This window comes from Mitsuokella sp. UBA4253 (assembly GCF_002395285.1).
GTDB lineage: Bacteria > Bacillota > Negativicutes > Selenomonadales > Selenomonadaceae > Mitsuokella > Mitsuokella jalaludinii.
Genome location: NZ_DGWR01000004.1, coordinates 87,562 through 103,929 on the forward strand (window position 1 = coordinate 87,562; position 16,368 = coordinate 103,929).

At 60.9% G+C, this 16,368-nt stretch carries 14 protein-coding genes; 13 read left to right on the forward strand and 1 reads right to left on the reverse strand.

The genetic code is table 11. From position 1 onward, the window contains the following. Positions 1-6: 6 nt before the first annotated feature. A complete protein-coding gene (locus B2X55_RS02090) occupies positions 7-1,314 on the reverse strand; it encodes a dicarboxylate/amino acid:cation symporter (RefSeq protein ID WP_286820685.1) in 1,308 nt (435 codons plus the stop codon). Between the two features lie 224 nt (positions 1,315-1,538). Between B2X55_RS02090 and rsmH the strand changes: the two genes are divergently transcribed. The 13 genes from rsmH to B2X55_RS02155 all read left to right on the forward strand — a co-directional run bounded on the left by rsmH (position 1,539) and on the right by B2X55_RS02155 (position 16,357). Continuing rightward, complete coding sequence (gene rsmH / locus B2X55_RS02095) at positions 1,539-2,630, forward strand: 16S rRNA (cytosine(1402)-N(4))-methyltransferase RsmH (protein WP_270527737.1); 1,092 nt, start codon at positions 1,539-1,541, stop codon at positions 2,628-2,630. A gap of 148 nt (positions 2,631-2,778) precedes the next feature. Continuing rightward, a complete protein-coding gene (locus tag B2X55_RS02100; protein ID WP_286820855.1) occupies positions 2,779-3,675 on the forward strand; it encodes an NAD(P)/FAD-dependent oxidoreductase in 897 nt (298 codons plus the stop codon). 46 nt (positions 3,676-3,721) lie between these two features. Beyond that, positions 3,722-4,447, forward strand: a complete 726-nt coding sequence (locus B2X55_RS02105) for a phosphatase PAP2 family protein (RefSeq protein WP_286820686.1) — start codon at positions 3,722-3,724, stop codon at positions 4,445-4,447. A gap of 121 nt (positions 4,448-4,568) precedes the next feature. Further along, a complete protein-coding gene (locus B2X55_RS02110; protein ID WP_286820687.1) occupies positions 4,569-5,825 on the forward strand; it encodes a PucR family transcriptional regulator in 1,257 nt (418 codons plus the stop codon). A 123-nt stretch (positions 5,826-5,948) separates the two neighbouring features. Then, positions 5,949-6,959: a DNA polymerase III subunit delta' gene (gene holB / locus B2X55_RS02115; protein WP_286820688.1), complete on the forward strand. Its 1,011-nt coding sequence runs from the start codon at positions 5,949-5,951 to the stop codon at positions 6,957-6,959. Positions 6,960-6,978: 19 nt separating this feature from the next. Continuing rightward, positions 6,979-8,139 carry a PSP1 domain-containing protein gene (locus B2X55_RS02120; protein ID WP_286820689.1) on the forward strand — a complete coding sequence of 387 codons (1,161 nt, stop codon included), beginning with the start codon at positions 6,979-6,981 and terminating at the stop codon, positions 8,137-8,139. Then, positions 8,136-8,894, forward strand: coding sequence for a tRNA1(Val) (adenine(37)-N6)-methyltransferase (locus B2X55_RS02125; protein ID WP_036374207.1), 759 nt, complete (start codon positions 8,136-8,138; stop codon positions 8,892-8,894). Before B2X55_RS02120 ends, B2X55_RS02125 begins: the two co-directional genes overlap by 4 nt. After that, positions 8,891-9,763 (forward strand): 16S rRNA (cytidine(1402)-2'-O)-methyltransferase, encoded by an 873-nt coding sequence (rsmI, locus tag B2X55_RS02130; RefSeq protein ID WP_286820690.1) that lies wholly within the window; start codon positions 8,891-8,893, stop codon positions 9,761-9,763. The genes B2X55_RS02125 and rsmI overlap by 4 nt, the downstream gene beginning before the upstream one ends. A gap of 275 nt (positions 9,764-10,038) precedes the next feature. After that, positions 10,039-11,214, forward strand: a complete 1,176-nt coding sequence (locus B2X55_RS02135; RefSeq protein WP_286820691.1) for a galactokinase — start codon at positions 10,039-10,041, stop codon at positions 11,212-11,214. A gap of 80 nt (positions 11,215-11,294) precedes the next feature. Beyond that, on the forward strand, positions 11,295-12,284 hold the full coding sequence (galE, locus tag B2X55_RS02140; RefSeq protein ID WP_036374199.1) for a UDP-glucose 4-epimerase GalE: 990 nt from the start codon (positions 11,295-11,297) through the stop codon (positions 12,282-12,284). A gap of 45 nt (positions 12,285-12,329) precedes the next feature. Beyond that, complete coding sequence (galT, locus tag B2X55_RS02145; RefSeq protein ID WP_286820692.1) at positions 12,330-13,835, forward strand: UDP-glucose--hexose-1-phosphate uridylyltransferase; 1,506 nt, start codon at positions 12,330-12,332, stop codon at positions 13,833-13,835. A gap of 35 nt (positions 13,836-13,870) precedes the next feature. Then, positions 13,871-14,902, forward strand: coding sequence for a LacI family DNA-binding transcriptional regulator (locus B2X55_RS02150; protein ID WP_270527746.1), 1,032 nt, complete (start codon positions 13,871-13,873; stop codon positions 14,900-14,902). A gap of 165 nt (positions 14,903-15,067) precedes the next feature. Beyond that, positions 15,068-16,357: a tetratricopeptide repeat protein gene (locus B2X55_RS02155; protein ID WP_286820694.1), complete on the forward strand. Its 1,290-nt coding sequence runs from the start codon at positions 15,068-15,070 to the stop codon at positions 16,355-16,357. Positions 16,358-16,368 lie beyond the last annotated feature (11 nt).

The following is a 16,368-nucleotide window of genomic DNA, read 5'->3' on the forward strand; positions in this document are numbered from 1 at the left end:
ACGGGCTCAGGCCTCGACGGCTTCGCCGCGGGAATCTTCGATCTTGCCCTGGAGGTCGTGGTCGGTCATCGCGCAGACGGCGGAGTCGGACCAGACGTTCTCGGCCGTCTCGATCATGTCGATGATCGTGTAGATCGGCAAGATGACACCCATGAGGCCGAGCGGTGCGCCGAGGGAGCTCATGAGCGAGAGCGTCAGGAAGTAGCAGCCCATCGGGACGCCGGCGTTGCCGATGGCGGCGAGGACGGCGACGAAGAGCCACGTGATCATGGTGCCAATCGAGAGGTCAAAGCCGGCGTTCTGCATGACGAACAGCGACGTCACGAGGATGAAGGCCGCACAGCCGTTCATGTTGATCGTCGTGCAGATCGGCAGGACGAAGCGCGAGACGCGCGGGTTGACCTTGAGGCGCGCTTCAGCAGAGGCGAGCGTGACAGGCAGCGTGCCGGCGGAGCTCTTCGTGAAGAGAGCGACGGCGATGGCCGGTGCCATCTTGCGGAAGACGTAGAGCGGGTTGAGGCCGCGCGCGAGCAGGAAGAGCGGGATGACGATGAAGAACTGGATGACGTTGCCGCCGAGCACGACGAGCGTGTACTTGCCGAGTGCACCGACGATGACGCCTGCTTCAATCTGCGAGGAGAGCTGTGCGGCAAAGGCGAGGATGCCAGTCGGCAGAGCCCAGAGCAGGGCGCGGATCAGCGTGAAGAGGAGTTCCTGCAGGCCGTGGATGCCTTTGAGGAGCACGGCGCGGTTTTCCGTCTTCGGCATGAAGGCGAGCGCGAGGCCGACGGCCGCGGCAATCAGCATGACGGACAGGACATTGCCGGCGAGGAACGGCTGCAGCATGTTGTTCGGGATGACCGAGAGGAAGTGGTCGTAGTAGGAGAGGGAGCCGAGCTTCTGCATCGGGACATCCGAGGCACCGGCGCCGATGAGGTCAGCCGGCAGATTGCCCGGCGCGATCCAGAGGTAGAGGATGAGGCCGATGGAAGCGGCGGCAATCGTCGTCAGCAGCGTGTAGGTGACGGCATGCGCGAAGATGCGGCCCGTGTCCTTCTTGGCGCCGAGCGCCGAGAGCGTCGTGATGACGGCAAGCGCGATGGTCGGCACGGCGATGAACTGGAACAGGCGCGTGAAGACCGTGGCCACGAAGTTGAAGAGCTCGTTGAGCGCAGGAACCTGCAGCCAGCCTAGGATGGCGCCGACAATCAGAGCGGCGAACCAGAGGATCATCTGCTTGGCCTGCCCGCCCTTGCGCTGGCGCAGGGCCTCGTCTTTCGCGAGGTCGACGGAATCTTTATTGGGATTTGCCATAATATACCTTCTTTCGTTGATTCAATCGTGGATGATGGCTAAGTGCTTGTAAAGCATATATGATTAATATGTGATACATTATAGATGGATTGCGGCGACCTGTCAAGAGTGAAAATCACCATTTTGGCAATCGTGCCTTTGACAGAGTGGAAATGTCATTGCTATACTGGACCATAGTATCACATGACAGAGAAAAGAGAAAGATAGAAAGAGAGGCGGATGATATGGAAGGACAGGACGAAAACAAGCAGCAGGAGAAAGTGCACAAGCGGCGCATCCACTACAGCGGGCGCTATCCGCGCCACTTCGCGGAGAAATACAAGGAGCTCAACCCGGAGAAGTACGGGGAGGAGATCGCTCACGTGCGCGCCAAGGGGAATACGCCGGCTGGCACGCACATCCCCATCATGGTCGAGGAGATCCTCGCGATTCTCGCGATAAAGCCGGGGGAGCGCGGCTTTGACGCGACGCTCGGCTACGGCGGCCACACGATGGCGATGCTCGAGAAGCTCGAGGGCAGAGGCCACCTCTACGGCGGCGATGTCGATCCGATCGAGTCGGCCAAGACGGAGGCGCGCATCCGCGCGAAGGGCTATGGACCTGAGATCTGGGAACGCCGCCTGATGAACTTCTGCGAGATCGACAAGCTAGTAGAGGAGGCCGGCCCTTTTGACTTCGTGCTAGCCGACCTCGGCGTCTCCTCCATGCAGATCGACAATCCGGAGCGCGGCTTCACCTACAAGTCGGACGGCCCGCTTGACCTGCGCCTCAACCCGCAGGCGGGCATTTCGGCGGCGGACCGACTGCGCGAGATGACGCAGGCGGAGCTCGTCGGCATGATGCAGGAGAACGCCGATGAGCCGTATGCCGAGGAGATCGCGCGCCAGATTGTCCGCGCAGAGAAGCGTCGGCCCATCCGCACGACGCGGGAGCTCTACGCGGTGATCGAGGCGGCTCTCGAGAAGGTGCGCCTGCAGCGCGGCGCGGACGGCAGGCAGCCTGATCGACGCGACGTCATCCGCAAGAGCAGTGCCCGCGTCTTCCAGGCCCTGCGCATCGATGTCAACCACGAGTACGAAGTCCTCTACGAGTTCATGGAGAAGCTGCCGTTTGCGCTGGCACCGGGCGGGCGCGCCGCCATCCTGACGTTCCACTCGGGCGAGGACCGCATCGTCAAGAAGGCGTTCAAGGCGTTCCACCAGCAGGGCATCTACCAGGACATCGCGCGCGATGTCATCCGGCCAAGCCGCGAGGAGTGCTACAACAACAGCCGCGCGCACTCGACGAAGTTGCGCTGGGCCATCCGCGCCGAGTGAGCCGCGCTTGTGACTGGCTCACGGACTTCGCGCCTGACACTTGCTATACTGGACGGATAAACGTCCGCATAGCGGACGATGGACGATGATGGAACTGAAAAGTGAGATTGAGAAAAGCAAGAAAGCAAGCAAGAAAGGAAGTTCCTGGATGACGATGGAGAAGACAGATCTTTTGGTGATTGGCGCAGGCCCTGCGGGCATCTCAGCGGCGCTCTATGCGAGGCGCGGCGGCCTCTCTGTGACGGTCGTGACAAAGGGCATTGAGACGGGCGGCCTCTCTAAGGCGGAGAAAATCGAGAATTACTACGGCTTTGCTGAGCCTATCTCCGGCAAGGAGCTCCTGCGCCGCGGCGCGGCAGGTGCCAGACGCCTCGGCGTGGAGATCGTCGAGGAGGAGCTCTTGGCGCTCTCCTTCAACGATACGTTCGACGGCTTCAAGGCTGCTTCCCGTCAGCACGAGTGGGAGGCATCGGCCGTCGTTCTTGCTGCCGGTGCTTCGCGCCGCACGCTGCCGATACCGGGGATAGCAGAATTCGAGGGCAAGGGTGTGAGCTACTGCGCCATCTGCGATGCTTTCTTTTACCGCGGCAAGAAAGTCGCCGTCATCGGTTCGGGCGAGTACGCCGTGCATGAAGCACAGGTCTTGCTGCCGCATGCCGAGAAGGTCACGCTGCTGACGAACGGCGAGCCGCTGACGGCGGAGGTGCCCGATGATGTGGCAGTATGCGATGGCAAGATCGCAGCCGCGGAAGGCGCGGAGCGCGTCGAGCGCGTGCGCTTTGCAGACGGCGAAGTGCTGCCGCTCGACGGGCTCTTCCTCGCCATCGGCACGGCGGGCAGCTCGGAGCTGGCGCGCAAGATCGGTGCCATGCTCGACGGTGCCGATGTCAAGGTGGACGTGCATCAGGCGACGAATGTGCCGGGCCTCTTTGCGGCAGGTGACTGCACGGGCGGTCTGCTGCAGGTGGCCAAGGCCGTTCATGAGGGGGCCGAGGCCGGTCTCTCCGCGCTGCGCTATGTGCGCAGCAAGCGCAATGCCAAGTGATGGCACATGATGATACGATGGTTTTACGAGAAAGAAGGATGATTTCTTGACGACAAAACGATGGCTCGGTGTCCTGGGCTTCACGATTTTCGGTATCCTGCTCTTCGCGAGCTGGCTGCTTCCGGGGCAGATGGGCTTCTGGTATGGACTCGACAGCTCGGTATTTTTCTTCTTCAATCATTTGATCGGGCAGAGCCAGGCCCTGCTCTATCTGGTGGCCTTCACGAATCTGCGCCCGTTCGATGCAGTGGCCTTCCTCTTCATGCTGGGAATCTTCTACCACTACTACCGCCAGCAGGATGCCAAGGGCAGGCGCTGGATGCTCTGCATCGGCCTGACGATGCTCGTGACGGCCGTGATCGCGAAGCAGTTCGATATGATGCTCGGCTTTGAGCGGCCGAGCGCGACGAAGTTCTTCACCCTGCAGGGGGTGCCCGTGCTGCGTGTCTCCGAGCTCACGGGCTGGCCGGCCAAGGACTGGTCGAGCACGAGCTTTCCAGGCGACCACGGCATGATGCTCTTGATCTTCACCTTTTACATGCTGCGCTATTTCGGCAAGAAGGCCTTCGCGGCGAGCCTGTTCGTCGTCATCGTCTTCTCGATGCCGCGCATCATGTCGGGGGCACACTGGCTGACGGATGTCGTCGTCGGCTCCGGCTCCATCTGCAGCATCGTCCTGAGCTGGATGCTCCTGACACCGGCATCGGACCGCATCATTGCGCTGTTTGACCGCTATCTGCCGCATCAGGACAAGGCCAAAACGAAAAACTGAATCTTGTTTTCAGCAGTGCAGTCCACGAGGCTGCGCTGCTTTTTTGCTGGATACCTATTCTGCTCAGAGGAAATCCTGTGCTATAATGAAAGGAAAGGTTTTGGAAAAGGGTGAACATACTTTGGATCAAAAGTCATATGAGCTGCTGCAGACGAGTATCGTTCAGGGCGCGGACGGACTCGGCCAATATTTAAAGAAGATTCTGAGCAAGCCAATCCTGCTGGTCACGGGGAATGGCAGGGAGTTCTATCCGGAGCGGATTCCCGTGGCGGAATCCATCCGCAAGATCCTCTGCCATATGCCATCTTTTCAAGACGAACAGTATTATTACATACATGACAGGCGCCTGCTCGTGTTGCAGGAAAGCCTGCCGCAGGAGGAGTTGCGCCTCTTCCTCTTCATCAGCCGCACGGCGGCAGAGGACATCGATGAGCTCGTTCAGAAGGTCAGGCCGGCACGCCTGGCGCTGGCGTATTTCCTGCGCAGCCAGATTGACCTCGGGAACGAGATACAGCGTGCCATTGAGGGGATACTGACGGATGCGTTCTCTGGTATACAGTACCGCCTCGAGAATCTGCTGCGCCGGAACGGCATCCATCTCGATGAGAGCCAGGCGTACCGCGTGATGCTCGTCGAGTTCGAGGACCGCTCCGTCTCGGAGATGGGGGTGGACTTCAAGGGGAGCCTCGCGCAGCTCGCGCACCGCTACACAGATGTCATCCTCTGCCCCTTGACCTGGAACGGCAGGGGACTCGTCATCATGCCGGACGTCGACCGCATCGCCGACCAGGCGCTCTGCGAGCATGCGAAGGTCATGCAGGATCTCCTGCATGACTGGCAGCAGGATTTCTCGAAGCGCCATCAGGTCCGGCTCGACTGCGGGCTCGGCGATCTGCACGTGCTGCCGGAGATCCAGAAGAGCTATCAGGAGGCGCGCCTGGCGCTGTCCTACGGCCGGACGAAGCATGAGCACGGCTTTTTCCGCTGCTACGAGGACTGTGGCATCATCAGCAATATCTTCTCGGGAGGCGTGGAGTCAGCTTTTGCCTTCTGCCGCTCGGCGCTCGGGCGTCTGCTCGACTACGACGGCGAGAATGACGCGGATCTCTTAGTGACGCTCAAACTGCTCTTGGAGACGAACTTCAACTACTCAGCAACGGCAGCCGACCTCTTCATCCACGCCAACACGGTGCGCTACCGCTGCGAGAAGATCGAGCAGCTGCTCATGCTCGACCTCCGTGACCCCGATGTGCGCTTCAATCTCTATGCGGCCTTGCGCGTACAGGAGATCCTCGTCGACATGCACATCCTGCCAGGCGGCTACGTCGGCAGGGTGCACGAGAAGCTGCACAGCAGTGAGGCTGCCACCGGTCATTGAAGCCGCGTAAAGCCATGTGCTTTTGAACTCCGCCATTGCGAAAAAAACGTGGCGACGATATAATGAGAAGAATGACTCTACCTTGACCAGAAGGCCGAGAAGCGTGTGAAGGAGGCAATCGAGATGGGACTGCGATGGGATGCGATTTCGGGTCATGCGGGGCAGAAGGCATCTCTGCGCACGATGCTGCGCGAGGGGCGCCTGCCGCATGCTCTGCTCTTTGCGGGCCCTGACGGCATCGGCAAGCGCATGCTCGGCCATGTGCTCGCTGCGGCCATACTCTGCGACTCGCAGGAAGGCCCCTGCGGCCACTGCGAGTCCTGCCGGGCGATGCAGCTCGGCTCGCATCCCGACTACCTCGAAGTCGTGCCGGAGCAGAATGGCAAATCGGCGGCCCAGATCCGCATCGAGGCCATACGCTCCATGCAGACGCAGGTTTCACGCTATCCCGTGCTCGCCAAGCAGCGCGTCGTCCTCATCGATGAGGCGGACCGCATGAATGAAGCGGCGCAGAATAGTCTGCTGAAGACGCTCGAGGAGCCGGAAGGCCCCGTGACTTTCATTTTGGTCACGAGTGCGCGCAGTGCCCTGCTCGACACAATCCTCTCGCGCTGCATGCCCATGGCCTTCGGCATGCTCACGCCGCAGGAGATGAAGCCGGTGCTGCTGGGCCGCGGCGTGCCAGAGCAGGAGGCCGTGGAACTCGCCGCTCTGTCGGATGGCAGCCCCGGGCGGGCTCTGATGCTTCACGAGCACGAAGGCCTGCACCTGCGCGGCGAGGTGCTGGAATTCTTGACGCAGCTGCCGTCCTTCGACATGGAGCGCGTCTGGTCGCTCGCCAGCGATATGGGCGCGCGCGACCGCGAGGCGCTGCGGGAATGGTTCCTGTATCTCAACATGATGCTGCGCGATCTTCTCGTCCTGGCTGAGGACGGAGGCAGCGCGCTCTTGTACCATGCGGATATCCGCGCGAAGCTCCTGGAGCTCCTGCCGCGCTATCCGGAGGACATTGTCTTCGCGCTGCTCGGAGAGCTGCGCGAGGTGCAGAAGCGCCTGCAGGCCAATGTCAATCTGCGCCTTCTGATGGAAGGCTTCTTGATCCGTGCGCGCGATATCGCGCTGCGCACGCTTTGATATATTTAGGAGGAACATATTGGAGACAATCATCGGAGTCCGCTTCAGGACAGCGGGCAAGATCTATCATTTCAGCCCCGGGCAGCTCACGATTGCCAAGGGACAGCATGTCATCGTCGAGACGGCGAGGGGCATGGAGTGCGGGCGCGTCGTCACGGGTCCCGAGGAAATCGAGCCGGCACCGGATGCCCCGCCGCTCAAGGTCATCCAGCGCATCGCGAATGCGCACGACCTGCAGCGCGTCGAGGACAACCGCAAGCATGAGAAAGAGGCGCGCGTCATCTGCAAGAAGAAGATCCGCGAGCACGGCCTTCCCATGAAACTCGTCTCGGTTGAGTACACGTTCGACCTCAACAAGATTATCTTTTACTTCACGGCGGACGGCCGCATTGACTTCCGCGACCTCGTCAAGGACCTTGCCTCTGTCTTCCGCACGCGCATCGAGCTGCGCCAGATCGGCGTGCGCGATGAGGCCAAGATGATGGGCGGCATCGGCTGCTGCGGGCGGCCGCTCTGCTGCGCGACTTTCCTAGGGGATTTCGAGCCTGTGTCCATCCGCATGGCTAAGGAGCAGAATCTCTCACTGAACCCGACGAAGATCTCGGGCATCTGCGGCCGCCTCATGTGCTGCCTCAAATACGAAAGCGACTGCTACTGCGGCCAGTGCCCGAAGCAGGTGAAGAAAATCCAACCGCCGCAGCAGGGCGGCCGCGTCGTCACGGTGGATGGGGAAGGCAAGGTCATCTCCCTCAACCAGCAGCGGCGCACGGCGACCATCCTGCTCGACAATAGCCGCACGGTTGTCGCTGCGTGGGAAGATGTCATCGAGCAGGAAGTCGAAGTCGAGAGCGCGGAGCAAAAGGCGCCTGAGGTCAAGCGGGAGCCGCGCGAAGAACGCCGCCCGTCGAAACGCGAGCGCACGGGCAGCCGCCGCCCCCGCGAGGGACGCGAGCACGGCAGCCGCAGCGGCCGCAACGGCAGCAATGGTAATGGCAGCAACGGAAGCAGCGAGCAGGCAAGAGAGCACAGCTCGCGCAGCCGCCGCAGCCGTCGCCCGCGCGAGAACCGCAGCGCTGAGCGCCAGAGCCGGCCGCACAATGCGCGCCGTCCGAGAGCGCCGCGCGAGAAGCAGGAGAGCGGGCAGCCGAAGGAGCAGGCCCGTCAGGATACGAAGTCATGAGAGAGGCAGTGCTTCGCGAGCACGAGCGGCTCGATGACCTCATGAGGAGTGGCCGCAAGATCATCCAGGACACGCGGGAATTCTGTTTCTCGCTCGACGCGGTCCTCCTTGCGCATTTCCCGCACTACCGCTCACGCCAGCGCGTGCTGGAGCTCGGCACGGGCACGGGCGTCATCCCGCTCCTCATCGCCGATGAGGTTGCACACGTCGAAGCCGTGGAGATCAGCCCCGTCATGGCGGAGCTCGCGGCGCGCAATGTCTACATGAATGAGCTCGAGGCGCGCATCTCGGTCCGGCAGGGCGACTACCGCGAGATCCGCACGCTCTACCCCGCCGAATCCTTCGACACCGTGCTGGCCAATCCGCCGTACCGCCCCGTGGCGCACGGGCAGGTCAACAAGATGAGCGGCGTCGCGCGCGCACGCCATGAGTTCACGGCGCGGCTTGTGGACGTCGTGCGGGCTGCACGCTACGCGCTGAAGTTCGGCGGCCGCTTCGCGATGGTCCATTTGCCAGAGCGCCTCGGCGAGATCATCGTGGCCATGCACGAGAATCAGATGGAGCCCAAGCGGCTGCGCATGGTGCAGCCGAAGGAGGGCCGGGCGCCGAACATGATGCTCATCGAAGCCGTTGTCGGCGCGGCCCCTGGAGGGCTCAAGGTCATGCCGCCGCTCATCGTGCATCGGGAAGACGGCAGCTATACGGAGGAGATCCTTGCCATCTACGGCATGCAGGATGCAGGAGAAAACAAATGAAGGAACAACAGGAAGAGAAGCGGGGCGCTGCCGCAGGCACCCTCTACCTCTGCGCGACGCCAATCGGCAATCTCGAGGACATGACGTACCGCGCTGTGCGCATGCTCGGCGAGGTCGAGCTCATTGCGGCGGAGGACACGCGTCACACGCGCCAGCTTCTCACGCATTTCGACATCCACACGAAGCTCACGAGCTATCACGAGCACAATAAGTTCACGAAGGGGCCGGAGCTCGTGGAATGGCTGCTGCAGGGCCACGACCTGATCTGCGTCAGCGACGCGGGCCTGCCAGGCATCTGCGACCCGGGGAGCCATCTCGCCATGCTCGCCATCGAGGCGGGCATCCGCGTCTCGCCACTTCCGGGCTGCAATGCGGGGCTTTCAGCCCTGATCTGCTCGGGGCTTGACACGACGCGTTTCACTTTCGTCGGCTTCCTGCCCAAGACGGCCAAGAAGCAGAAGGAAGTCCTAGCAGAGGTCAAAGATCACCGTGAGACGCTGATCTTCTACGAGGCGCCACACCACCTGCGCGCGACACTGCGCCAGCTCATAGCTGTCCTCGGGGGCGCACGCCGCGCTGCATTCGGTCGTGAGCTCACGAAGCGCTTCGAGGAATTCCACCGCGGCACGCTGCAGGAACTCGCAGACTATTACGACGCGCAGGAGCCGCGCGGCGAGTACGTCCTGATTGTCGAGGGCTTCTCCGGCGAGGAGACTGAACCTGAGGTGCAGCAGAAGGACCCCGTCGCGCTCTGCCGCGAGCTCATGGCGGCAGGGCTCGGCAAGAAAGACGCTATGCGCGAGGCGGCAAAGACGCTTGGCATTGCGCGCCGCGATGTCTACAACGCCTTGTTGCAGGCGGATTCGTGAGAGCGATTGGATCTGTACGGAAGACCAGGCTGCGACCTGGTCTTTTCTTTTTGATAGAAACAATTCCAGAAAACGTTTACAATAATACTTGACAATACAGCTTAGACGCGGTAAACTAGAGACAACAAGAAAAAAGAAGGTGCAAATCGGCGGGTAATCAGGTTTGCGCCATCTTTTAGGGGCTATAAGAAAACGTTTACCGAATCATATCGATCGGAGACGCACAGAGACAAAGCAGACGAAGAGTCAAACTAAGGCGATGGAGGGTTACAAAAATGGAAATCTTAGCGACGATGAAACAGGAATTTGCAAAGCAGTTCGGCGGGGAAGCGGAGCGCAGCTACTTCTCCCCAGGCCGCGTCAATCTGATTGGCGAGCATACGGACTACAATGGCGGTCATGTTTTCCCGTGCGCCATCTCGCTCGGCACGTACGCTGTCGTCGCAGACCGCAAGGACATGACGACGCGCATCTACTCGATGAACCTTGCCGACAAGGGCATCATCGAGTTCCCGATGACGGGCCTCTCTTATGACACTGCCAAGGATTGGGCAAACTACCCGATGGGCGTCGTCGATGTATTCGAGAAGGCCAGCCACAAGGCCACGCACGGCTTTGACATCCTGATCTACGGCACACTGCCGGCAGGCGCTGGCCTTTCTTCTTCGGCTTCGCTCGAGGTGCTGACGTCGGTCATCCTCAATGAGGCATTCGGCTTCGGACTCGACATGATCGAGATGGTCAAGCTCTCGCAGAAGGCAGAGAACCAGTTCGTCGGCGTCAACTGCGGCATCATGGACCAGTTCGCTGTCGGCATGGGCAAGAAGGACTGCGCTATCCTGCTCGACTGCAACACGCTCTCGTATCGCTACAGCAAGATCGCGCTTGAGGACGCGAGCATCGTCATCACGAACACCAACAAGCCGCACAGCCTCGCTTCCTCGGCCTACAATGTCCGCCGCGCACAGTGCGAGCATGCGCTCAACGAGCTCAAGGAAGTCAAGCCGGAGCTCAAGGCACTCGGCGAGCTCGGCAATGACGAATTCAATCAGATTGCCGGCCACATCGAGGAAGTCCTCGAGCGTCATCGCGCACGCCATGCCGTCTACGAGAACAACCGCACGCTCGACGCCGTCAAGGCACTCGAGAACAATGATGTCACGGAGTTCGGCCGCCTGATGAACGAGTCGCACTTCTCGCTGCGCGACGACTACGAAGTGACGGGCAAGGAGCTTGACACGCTCGCAGAGATCGCATGGCAGCAGGAAGGTGTCATCGGCTCGCGCATGACGGGTGCAGGCTTCGGCGGCTCCACGGTCAGCCTCGTCAAGAACGATGCCATCGAGGCATTCAAGAAGAATGTCGGCGAAGCATACACGGAGAAGATCGGCTACGCGCCGAGCTTCGTCGTTGCCAGCATCTCGGACGGTACGCACCGCATCGAGGGCTGACGTAACAGAATCTTAACAAGTCGGTAAGGTTTCCGGATACAATCTGTTGTATCATGAAAGAAAAAAGGAGAAGATTACATATGTCTATTCTGGTTTGTGGCGGCGCTGGTTATATCGGTTCTCATGCAGTCCATCAGCTCGTGGCGAAGGGCGAAGACGTTGTCATCGTCGACAATCTGCAGACGGGTCATCGCGATGCCCTGAATCCGAAGGCGAAGTTCTACGAGGGCGATATCCGCGACGCAGCCATCCTCGACAAGATTTTCACGGAGAACAACATCGAGGCGGTCATCCACTTCGCAGCGAACTCCCTCGTCGGCGAGAGCGTCCAGAAACCCTTGAAGTACTTCAACAACAACGTCTACGGCATGCAGGTGCTGCTCGAGGCGATGGTACGCAACAACGTCGATAAGATCGTCTTCTCGTCGACGGCTGCTGTCTACGGCGAGCCGAAGCGCGTGCCAATCATGGAAGACGATCCGACGGAGCCGACGAACCCGTACGGCGAGTCGAAGCGCACGATGGAGAAGATGATGAAGTGGGTCAGCCGCGCGAACGGCATCCGCTACGTCTCGCTGCGCTACTTCAACGCAGCCGGTGCACTCGACGATGGCTCCATCGGCGAGGACCACAACCCGGAGACGCACCTCATCCCGCTGATCCTGCAGGTCCCGCTCGGCAAGCGCGATCACATCACGGTCTTCGGCGATGACTATCCGACGCCGGACGGCACGTGCCTGCGCGACTACATCCACGTCATCGATCTCGCTGACGCTCATGTGTTGGCCCTCGAGTACCTGCGCAAGGGCGGCGAGAGCAATATCTTCAACCTCGGCAACGGCAAGGGCTTCTCGGTCAAGGAGATGATCGAGGCAGCAAAGAAGGCGACGGGCAAGGACATCAAGGTCGAGATGGGCGCACGCCGCGCCGGCGACCCGGCCCAGCTCATCGCTTCCTCGGACAAGGCCAAGAAGATCCTCGGCTGGAAGCCGCGCTATACGAACGTCGAGCAGGTCATCGGCACGGCCTGGACCTGGCACCAGAAACACCCGAACGGCTACGAGAAATAAGATAGGCAGTCTTGCAAGAGCCGAAGGGTGAAAGGAAGGAAAATCATGTCCATCAATACGGAAATCAATCGCTTGTTGAATTTTGCAAAGCAGAACATGCTGATCAACGAGGATGACTACTACTATGCGGCCAACCGCCTGATCGACGTCCTGAAAGTCGATGCCTTTGAGCCGGAGTTCGTCGACGAGAAGCTGCCGACGGCCATGCCGATCCTCGAGAACATGCTCGATTATGCTGCCGAGAAGGGCCTGATCGAGAATACGACCGAGAATCGCGACCTTTTCGACACGCGCATCATGGACTGTGTCATGCCGCGCCCGTCGGAAGTCGTGCGCCGCTTCACGAATGACTACGCGCGCAGCCCGAAGGCCGCGACGGACGAGTTCTACAAGATGAGCATCGCGTCGAACTACATCCGCAAGGACCGCATCGACAAGAACATCGTCTGGAAGACGGCGACAGAGTACGGTGATCTCGACATCACGATCAACCTCTCGAAGCCGGAGAAGGACCCGCGCGACATCGCCAAGGCGAAGCTCGCACCGTCCTCGGGCTATCCGAAGTGCCTGCTCTGCCGCGAGAACGAAGGCTATGCCGGCCATCCGGGCCATCCGGCTCGCGAGACGCATCGCCTGATCCCGCTGCGCCTCTCGGCTCACCGCTGGTTCTTGCAATATTCCCCGTATACGTATTATAATGAGCATTGCATTGTCCTGAACCGCAAGCACGTGCCGATGAAAGTCTCGCGCAAGAGCTTCGAGAATCTCCTGGACTTCGTGACGATCTTCCCGCACTACTTCCTTGGTTCCAATGCAGATCTGCCGATTGTCGGCGGTTCCATCCTCTCGCACGACCACTATCAGGGTGGCCGCTACACCTTCGCGATGGCCAAGGCCCCAATCGAGAAGTTCTATACCTTCCCGGGCTTTGAGGACATCAAGGTAGGCCGCGTCAAATGGCCGATGTCGACGATTCGCCTGCAGGGCGAAGACCGCGAGGAGCTCGCGGACCTCGCTGAGAAGATTCTCGATGCATGGCGCAAGTACAGCGACCCGAGCGTCGAGATCCTCGCTGAGACAGACGGCACGCCGCACAACACGATCACGCCGATCGCGCGCCGCCGCGGCAATCTCTACGAGCTCGACCTCGTGCTGCGCAACAACCGCACGACGAAAGAGCATCCGCTCGGTCTCTTCCATCCGCATGCCGAAGTGCATCACATCAAGAAAGAGAACATCGGCCTCATCGAGGTCATGGGTCTTGCTGTGCTGCCGGCCCGCCTCAAGAAGGAGATGGCTCGCGTCGGCGAGGAGCTCGTCAAGGGCACGCCGGATATCTCGGGCATGACGGAGATTGCCAGCCATGCTGACTGGTACAAGATGCTCCGCGAGAGGTACCCGACGGTATCGGAGCAGGATGTCACGGGCATCCTCGAGGAGGAAATAGGCAAAGTATTCGAGACAGTTCTCACGCATGCCGGCGTCTACAAGCGCGACGCGAAGGGCATGGAGGCATTTGACCGCTTCGTTGCAACTGCTGCTAAGGATTGAGGACGCTCATCATCCAAAGAAAGCAGGGAACGACCATGGAAATGAAGAAGAAAGCCACCATCGTGGACGTCGCCAAAGAGGCTGGCGTCTCGGTTGCGACAGTGTCGCGCGTCGTCAACGGGAATTATCCGGTCAAGCCGGAGACGCGTGAGCGCGTCCAGTCTGCCATCAACGCACTGCAGTACGTGCCGAATGTGCAGGCTCGCGAGCTCAACACGCGCCATTCCTCGACGATCGGCGTCGTGGTGCCCGGCCTCTACAACATGTTCTTCGCAGAGGTCATCGACGGCATCGAGAAGTCCATGCGGCGCCAGGGGTATTCCCTGCTCCTGAACTGTGCGCAGAACGATCCGGAGCTCGAGATGGAGTGCATCAATGCGCTCGTCTCGCGCAGTGTCTCCGGCATCATCGTCATCAGCCCGAACACAGAGGGGCTGCGCGAGGAGTTCTACCGCCGCATCGTCAAGCGTGTGCCGCTCGTCTTCATCAATGGCTATCACCGCATCCCGAACGTCTCGTACGTCGCCAACGACGAGGCACTCGGCACGAGGCAGGCGCTCGAGTACTTGACAGGGCTCGGCCACAAGCACATCCTCTTTGTCCGCGGTGAGAATTCCGATTCCTACACGGTCAAGGAGCGGGCGTACCGCGCCTTCATGGCGGAGCAGGGCCTCTTCAATGAGGAAGACATCGTCGACATCGGTGAGGGCAACAACATCGATACGGTGACGTCTGCGCGCATCAAGCTCATGAAGGTGATGCCGGAGCTCGCTCCGACAGCAGTATTCTGCTGCAATGACCTCATGGCGACGGGGGCCATCCGCGCCTGCAAGCGCCTCGGCCTCCGCGTGCCGCAGGACGTCTCGGTCGTCGGCTTCGACAACATCACGCTCTCGAAGCTCGTAGACCCGCAGATCACGACGATGGACCAGAACATGTTCCAGCTCGGCAGCAACGCAGCCGCCGTGCTCGTCGAGATGATCCACGGCGGCCAGAGCAAGCGCATCACGCTCGAGAACATCCTGATCACGCGCGAGTCGACAGGCCCCTGCAAAACAGAAGCATGACAGAAGCTCTCCACTGCATAAGCGGCGGGGAGCTTTTTTATCCGCAAATATCGAGGGAAGCGACGGGGATGAGGGCACTGCCTTGATATGGTATAATGGGGTGGATGCTCTTGAGCATTCGACACGATTGACATTGACATTTCGATTGACATCCTGGAGGTTTTTATGAAGATTTCGCGTGTGATGCTGGCTGCCGCGCTCTGCGGGGCCTCGCTCTATCCCATCCCGTCCCTGATCGCGCCGGTGATGGCCCAGGCCGCCCCGGCTGCCTCGTCGAAGGCGGCCGATGCCGCGGTGCGCACGATACCGGGGCGCCCCCAGTTCCCCGAGAAGATGGCGGGCAAGGTCAACCGCCGCGCGATGGACAGCGTCAAGTGGCGTTTGGCGCCGGCTTACGAGGAACCGATGCTCGAGGCGGAGGCCGCGGCCGATACCATCACGATCATGGGCGCGGCAGAGGCGTCTGAGGAGCAGATGGTCCACTACATCGAGAAGCGCAACCCGCAGCCTAAGCTCAACTGCTCGGTCGAGGACATTGTCCGCTACTACTACGAAGAGGCCGGCCGCGAGGGCATCCGGCCGGACGTCGCCCTGTGCCAGGCCTTGAAGGAGACGGGCTTCTTTGCCTACGGCGGGGACGTCTCGCCGAAGCAGAACAACTTCTGCGGCCTCGGCGCGACGGGCAACCGCGAGCCGGGCGCGAGCTTTGCGACGCCGCAGCTCGGCGTGCGCGCCCACATCCAGCATCTTATGGCCTATGCCACGCAGGAGCGGCCGCACGGTGCAATCGTCGACCCGCGCTACAAGCATGTCGTCGTCAACCGCCCCGACATCCACGGCCACATCACGAAGTGGACGGGGCTCAACGGCGTCTGGGCTGTGCCGGGCACGCGCTACGGCCAGGAGATACTCTACCTCTGGCAGCAGGCACAGGCTCCGGACGGCTCTGATGCCTCGCTGGCCGCCGCCGAGAAGAAGGTGCGCCAGATGCCGGACGAGGCAGGCTCCTACATCTACCGCGGCATCGTCTACTTCAACCGCGCCGCCTACAAGGAGGCTCAGGCGGATTTCAAGCAGGCAGCAGGCCTAAAGCCGGACTCGATGGCGGCGCACTACAACCTCGCCATCACCCAGCAGCGCGAGGGCGACCACAAGGCGGCGCTCAAGAGCTACGATGCATTGCTGAAGCTCAGCCCGGAGTTCATGCAGGCCTGGTATAACCGCGGCTTCTTGGCGCTGGAACAGAAAAAGGAAACAGAAGCCCTGGCCGATTTCCAGGAGGCACTTCGCCTGACGCCGCAGACGGCCGATGCCAAGAACGCGCAGGCCGTCGCCTACATTCGGCAGAAGGACTACGCCAAGGCATGGCAGGCACTCGGCGAGGCAGCCGATATCAATTCGGCGAACATGAACGTGCTGGCCAACCAGTTCATCTTCGAAGCATGCCTCAAGTGAGCCGCGCTGAT

Bases quoted from the DNA above. Each gene is read 5' to 3' on its own strand.
- B2X55_RS02090 (WP_286820685.1), bottom strand. From the start codon at position 1,314: ATGGCAAATCCCAATAAAGATTCCGTCGACCTCGCGAAAGACGAGGCC.
- rsmH (WP_270527737.1), top strand. From the start codon at position 1,539: ATGGAAGGACAGGACGAAAACAAGCAGCAGGAGAAAGTGCACAAGCGG.
- B2X55_RS02100 (WP_286820855.1), top strand. From the start codon at position 2,779: ATGACGATGGAGAAGACAGATCTTTTGGTGATTGGCGCAGGCCCTGCG.
- holB (WP_286820688.1), top strand. From the start codon at position 5,949: ATGGGACTGCGATGGGATGCGATTTCGGGTCATGCGGGGCAGAAGGCA.
- B2X55_RS02125 (WP_036374207.1), top strand. From the start codon at position 8,136: ATGAGAGAGGCAGTGCTTCGCGAGCACGAGCGGCTCGATGACCTCATG.
- rsmI (WP_286820690.1), top strand. From the start codon at position 8,891: ATGAAGGAACAACAGGAAGAGAAGCGGGGCGCTGCCGCAGGCACCCTC.
- B2X55_RS02135 (WP_286820691.1), top strand. From the start codon at position 10,039: ATGGAAATCTTAGCGACGATGAAACAGGAATTTGCAAAGCAGTTCGGC.
- galE (WP_036374199.1), top strand. From the start codon at position 11,295: ATGTCTATTCTGGTTTGTGGCGGCGCTGGTTATATCGGTTCTCATGCA.
- galT (WP_286820692.1), top strand. From the start codon at position 12,330: ATGTCCATCAATACGGAAATCAATCGCTTGTTGAATTTTGCAAAGCAG.
- B2X55_RS02150 (WP_270527746.1), top strand. From the start codon at position 13,871: ATGGAAATGAAGAAGAAAGCCACCATCGTGGACGTCGCCAAAGAGGCT.
- B2X55_RS02155 (WP_286820694.1), top strand. From the start codon at position 15,068: ATGAAGATTTCGCGTGTGATGCTGGCTGCCGCGCTCTGCGGGGCCTCG.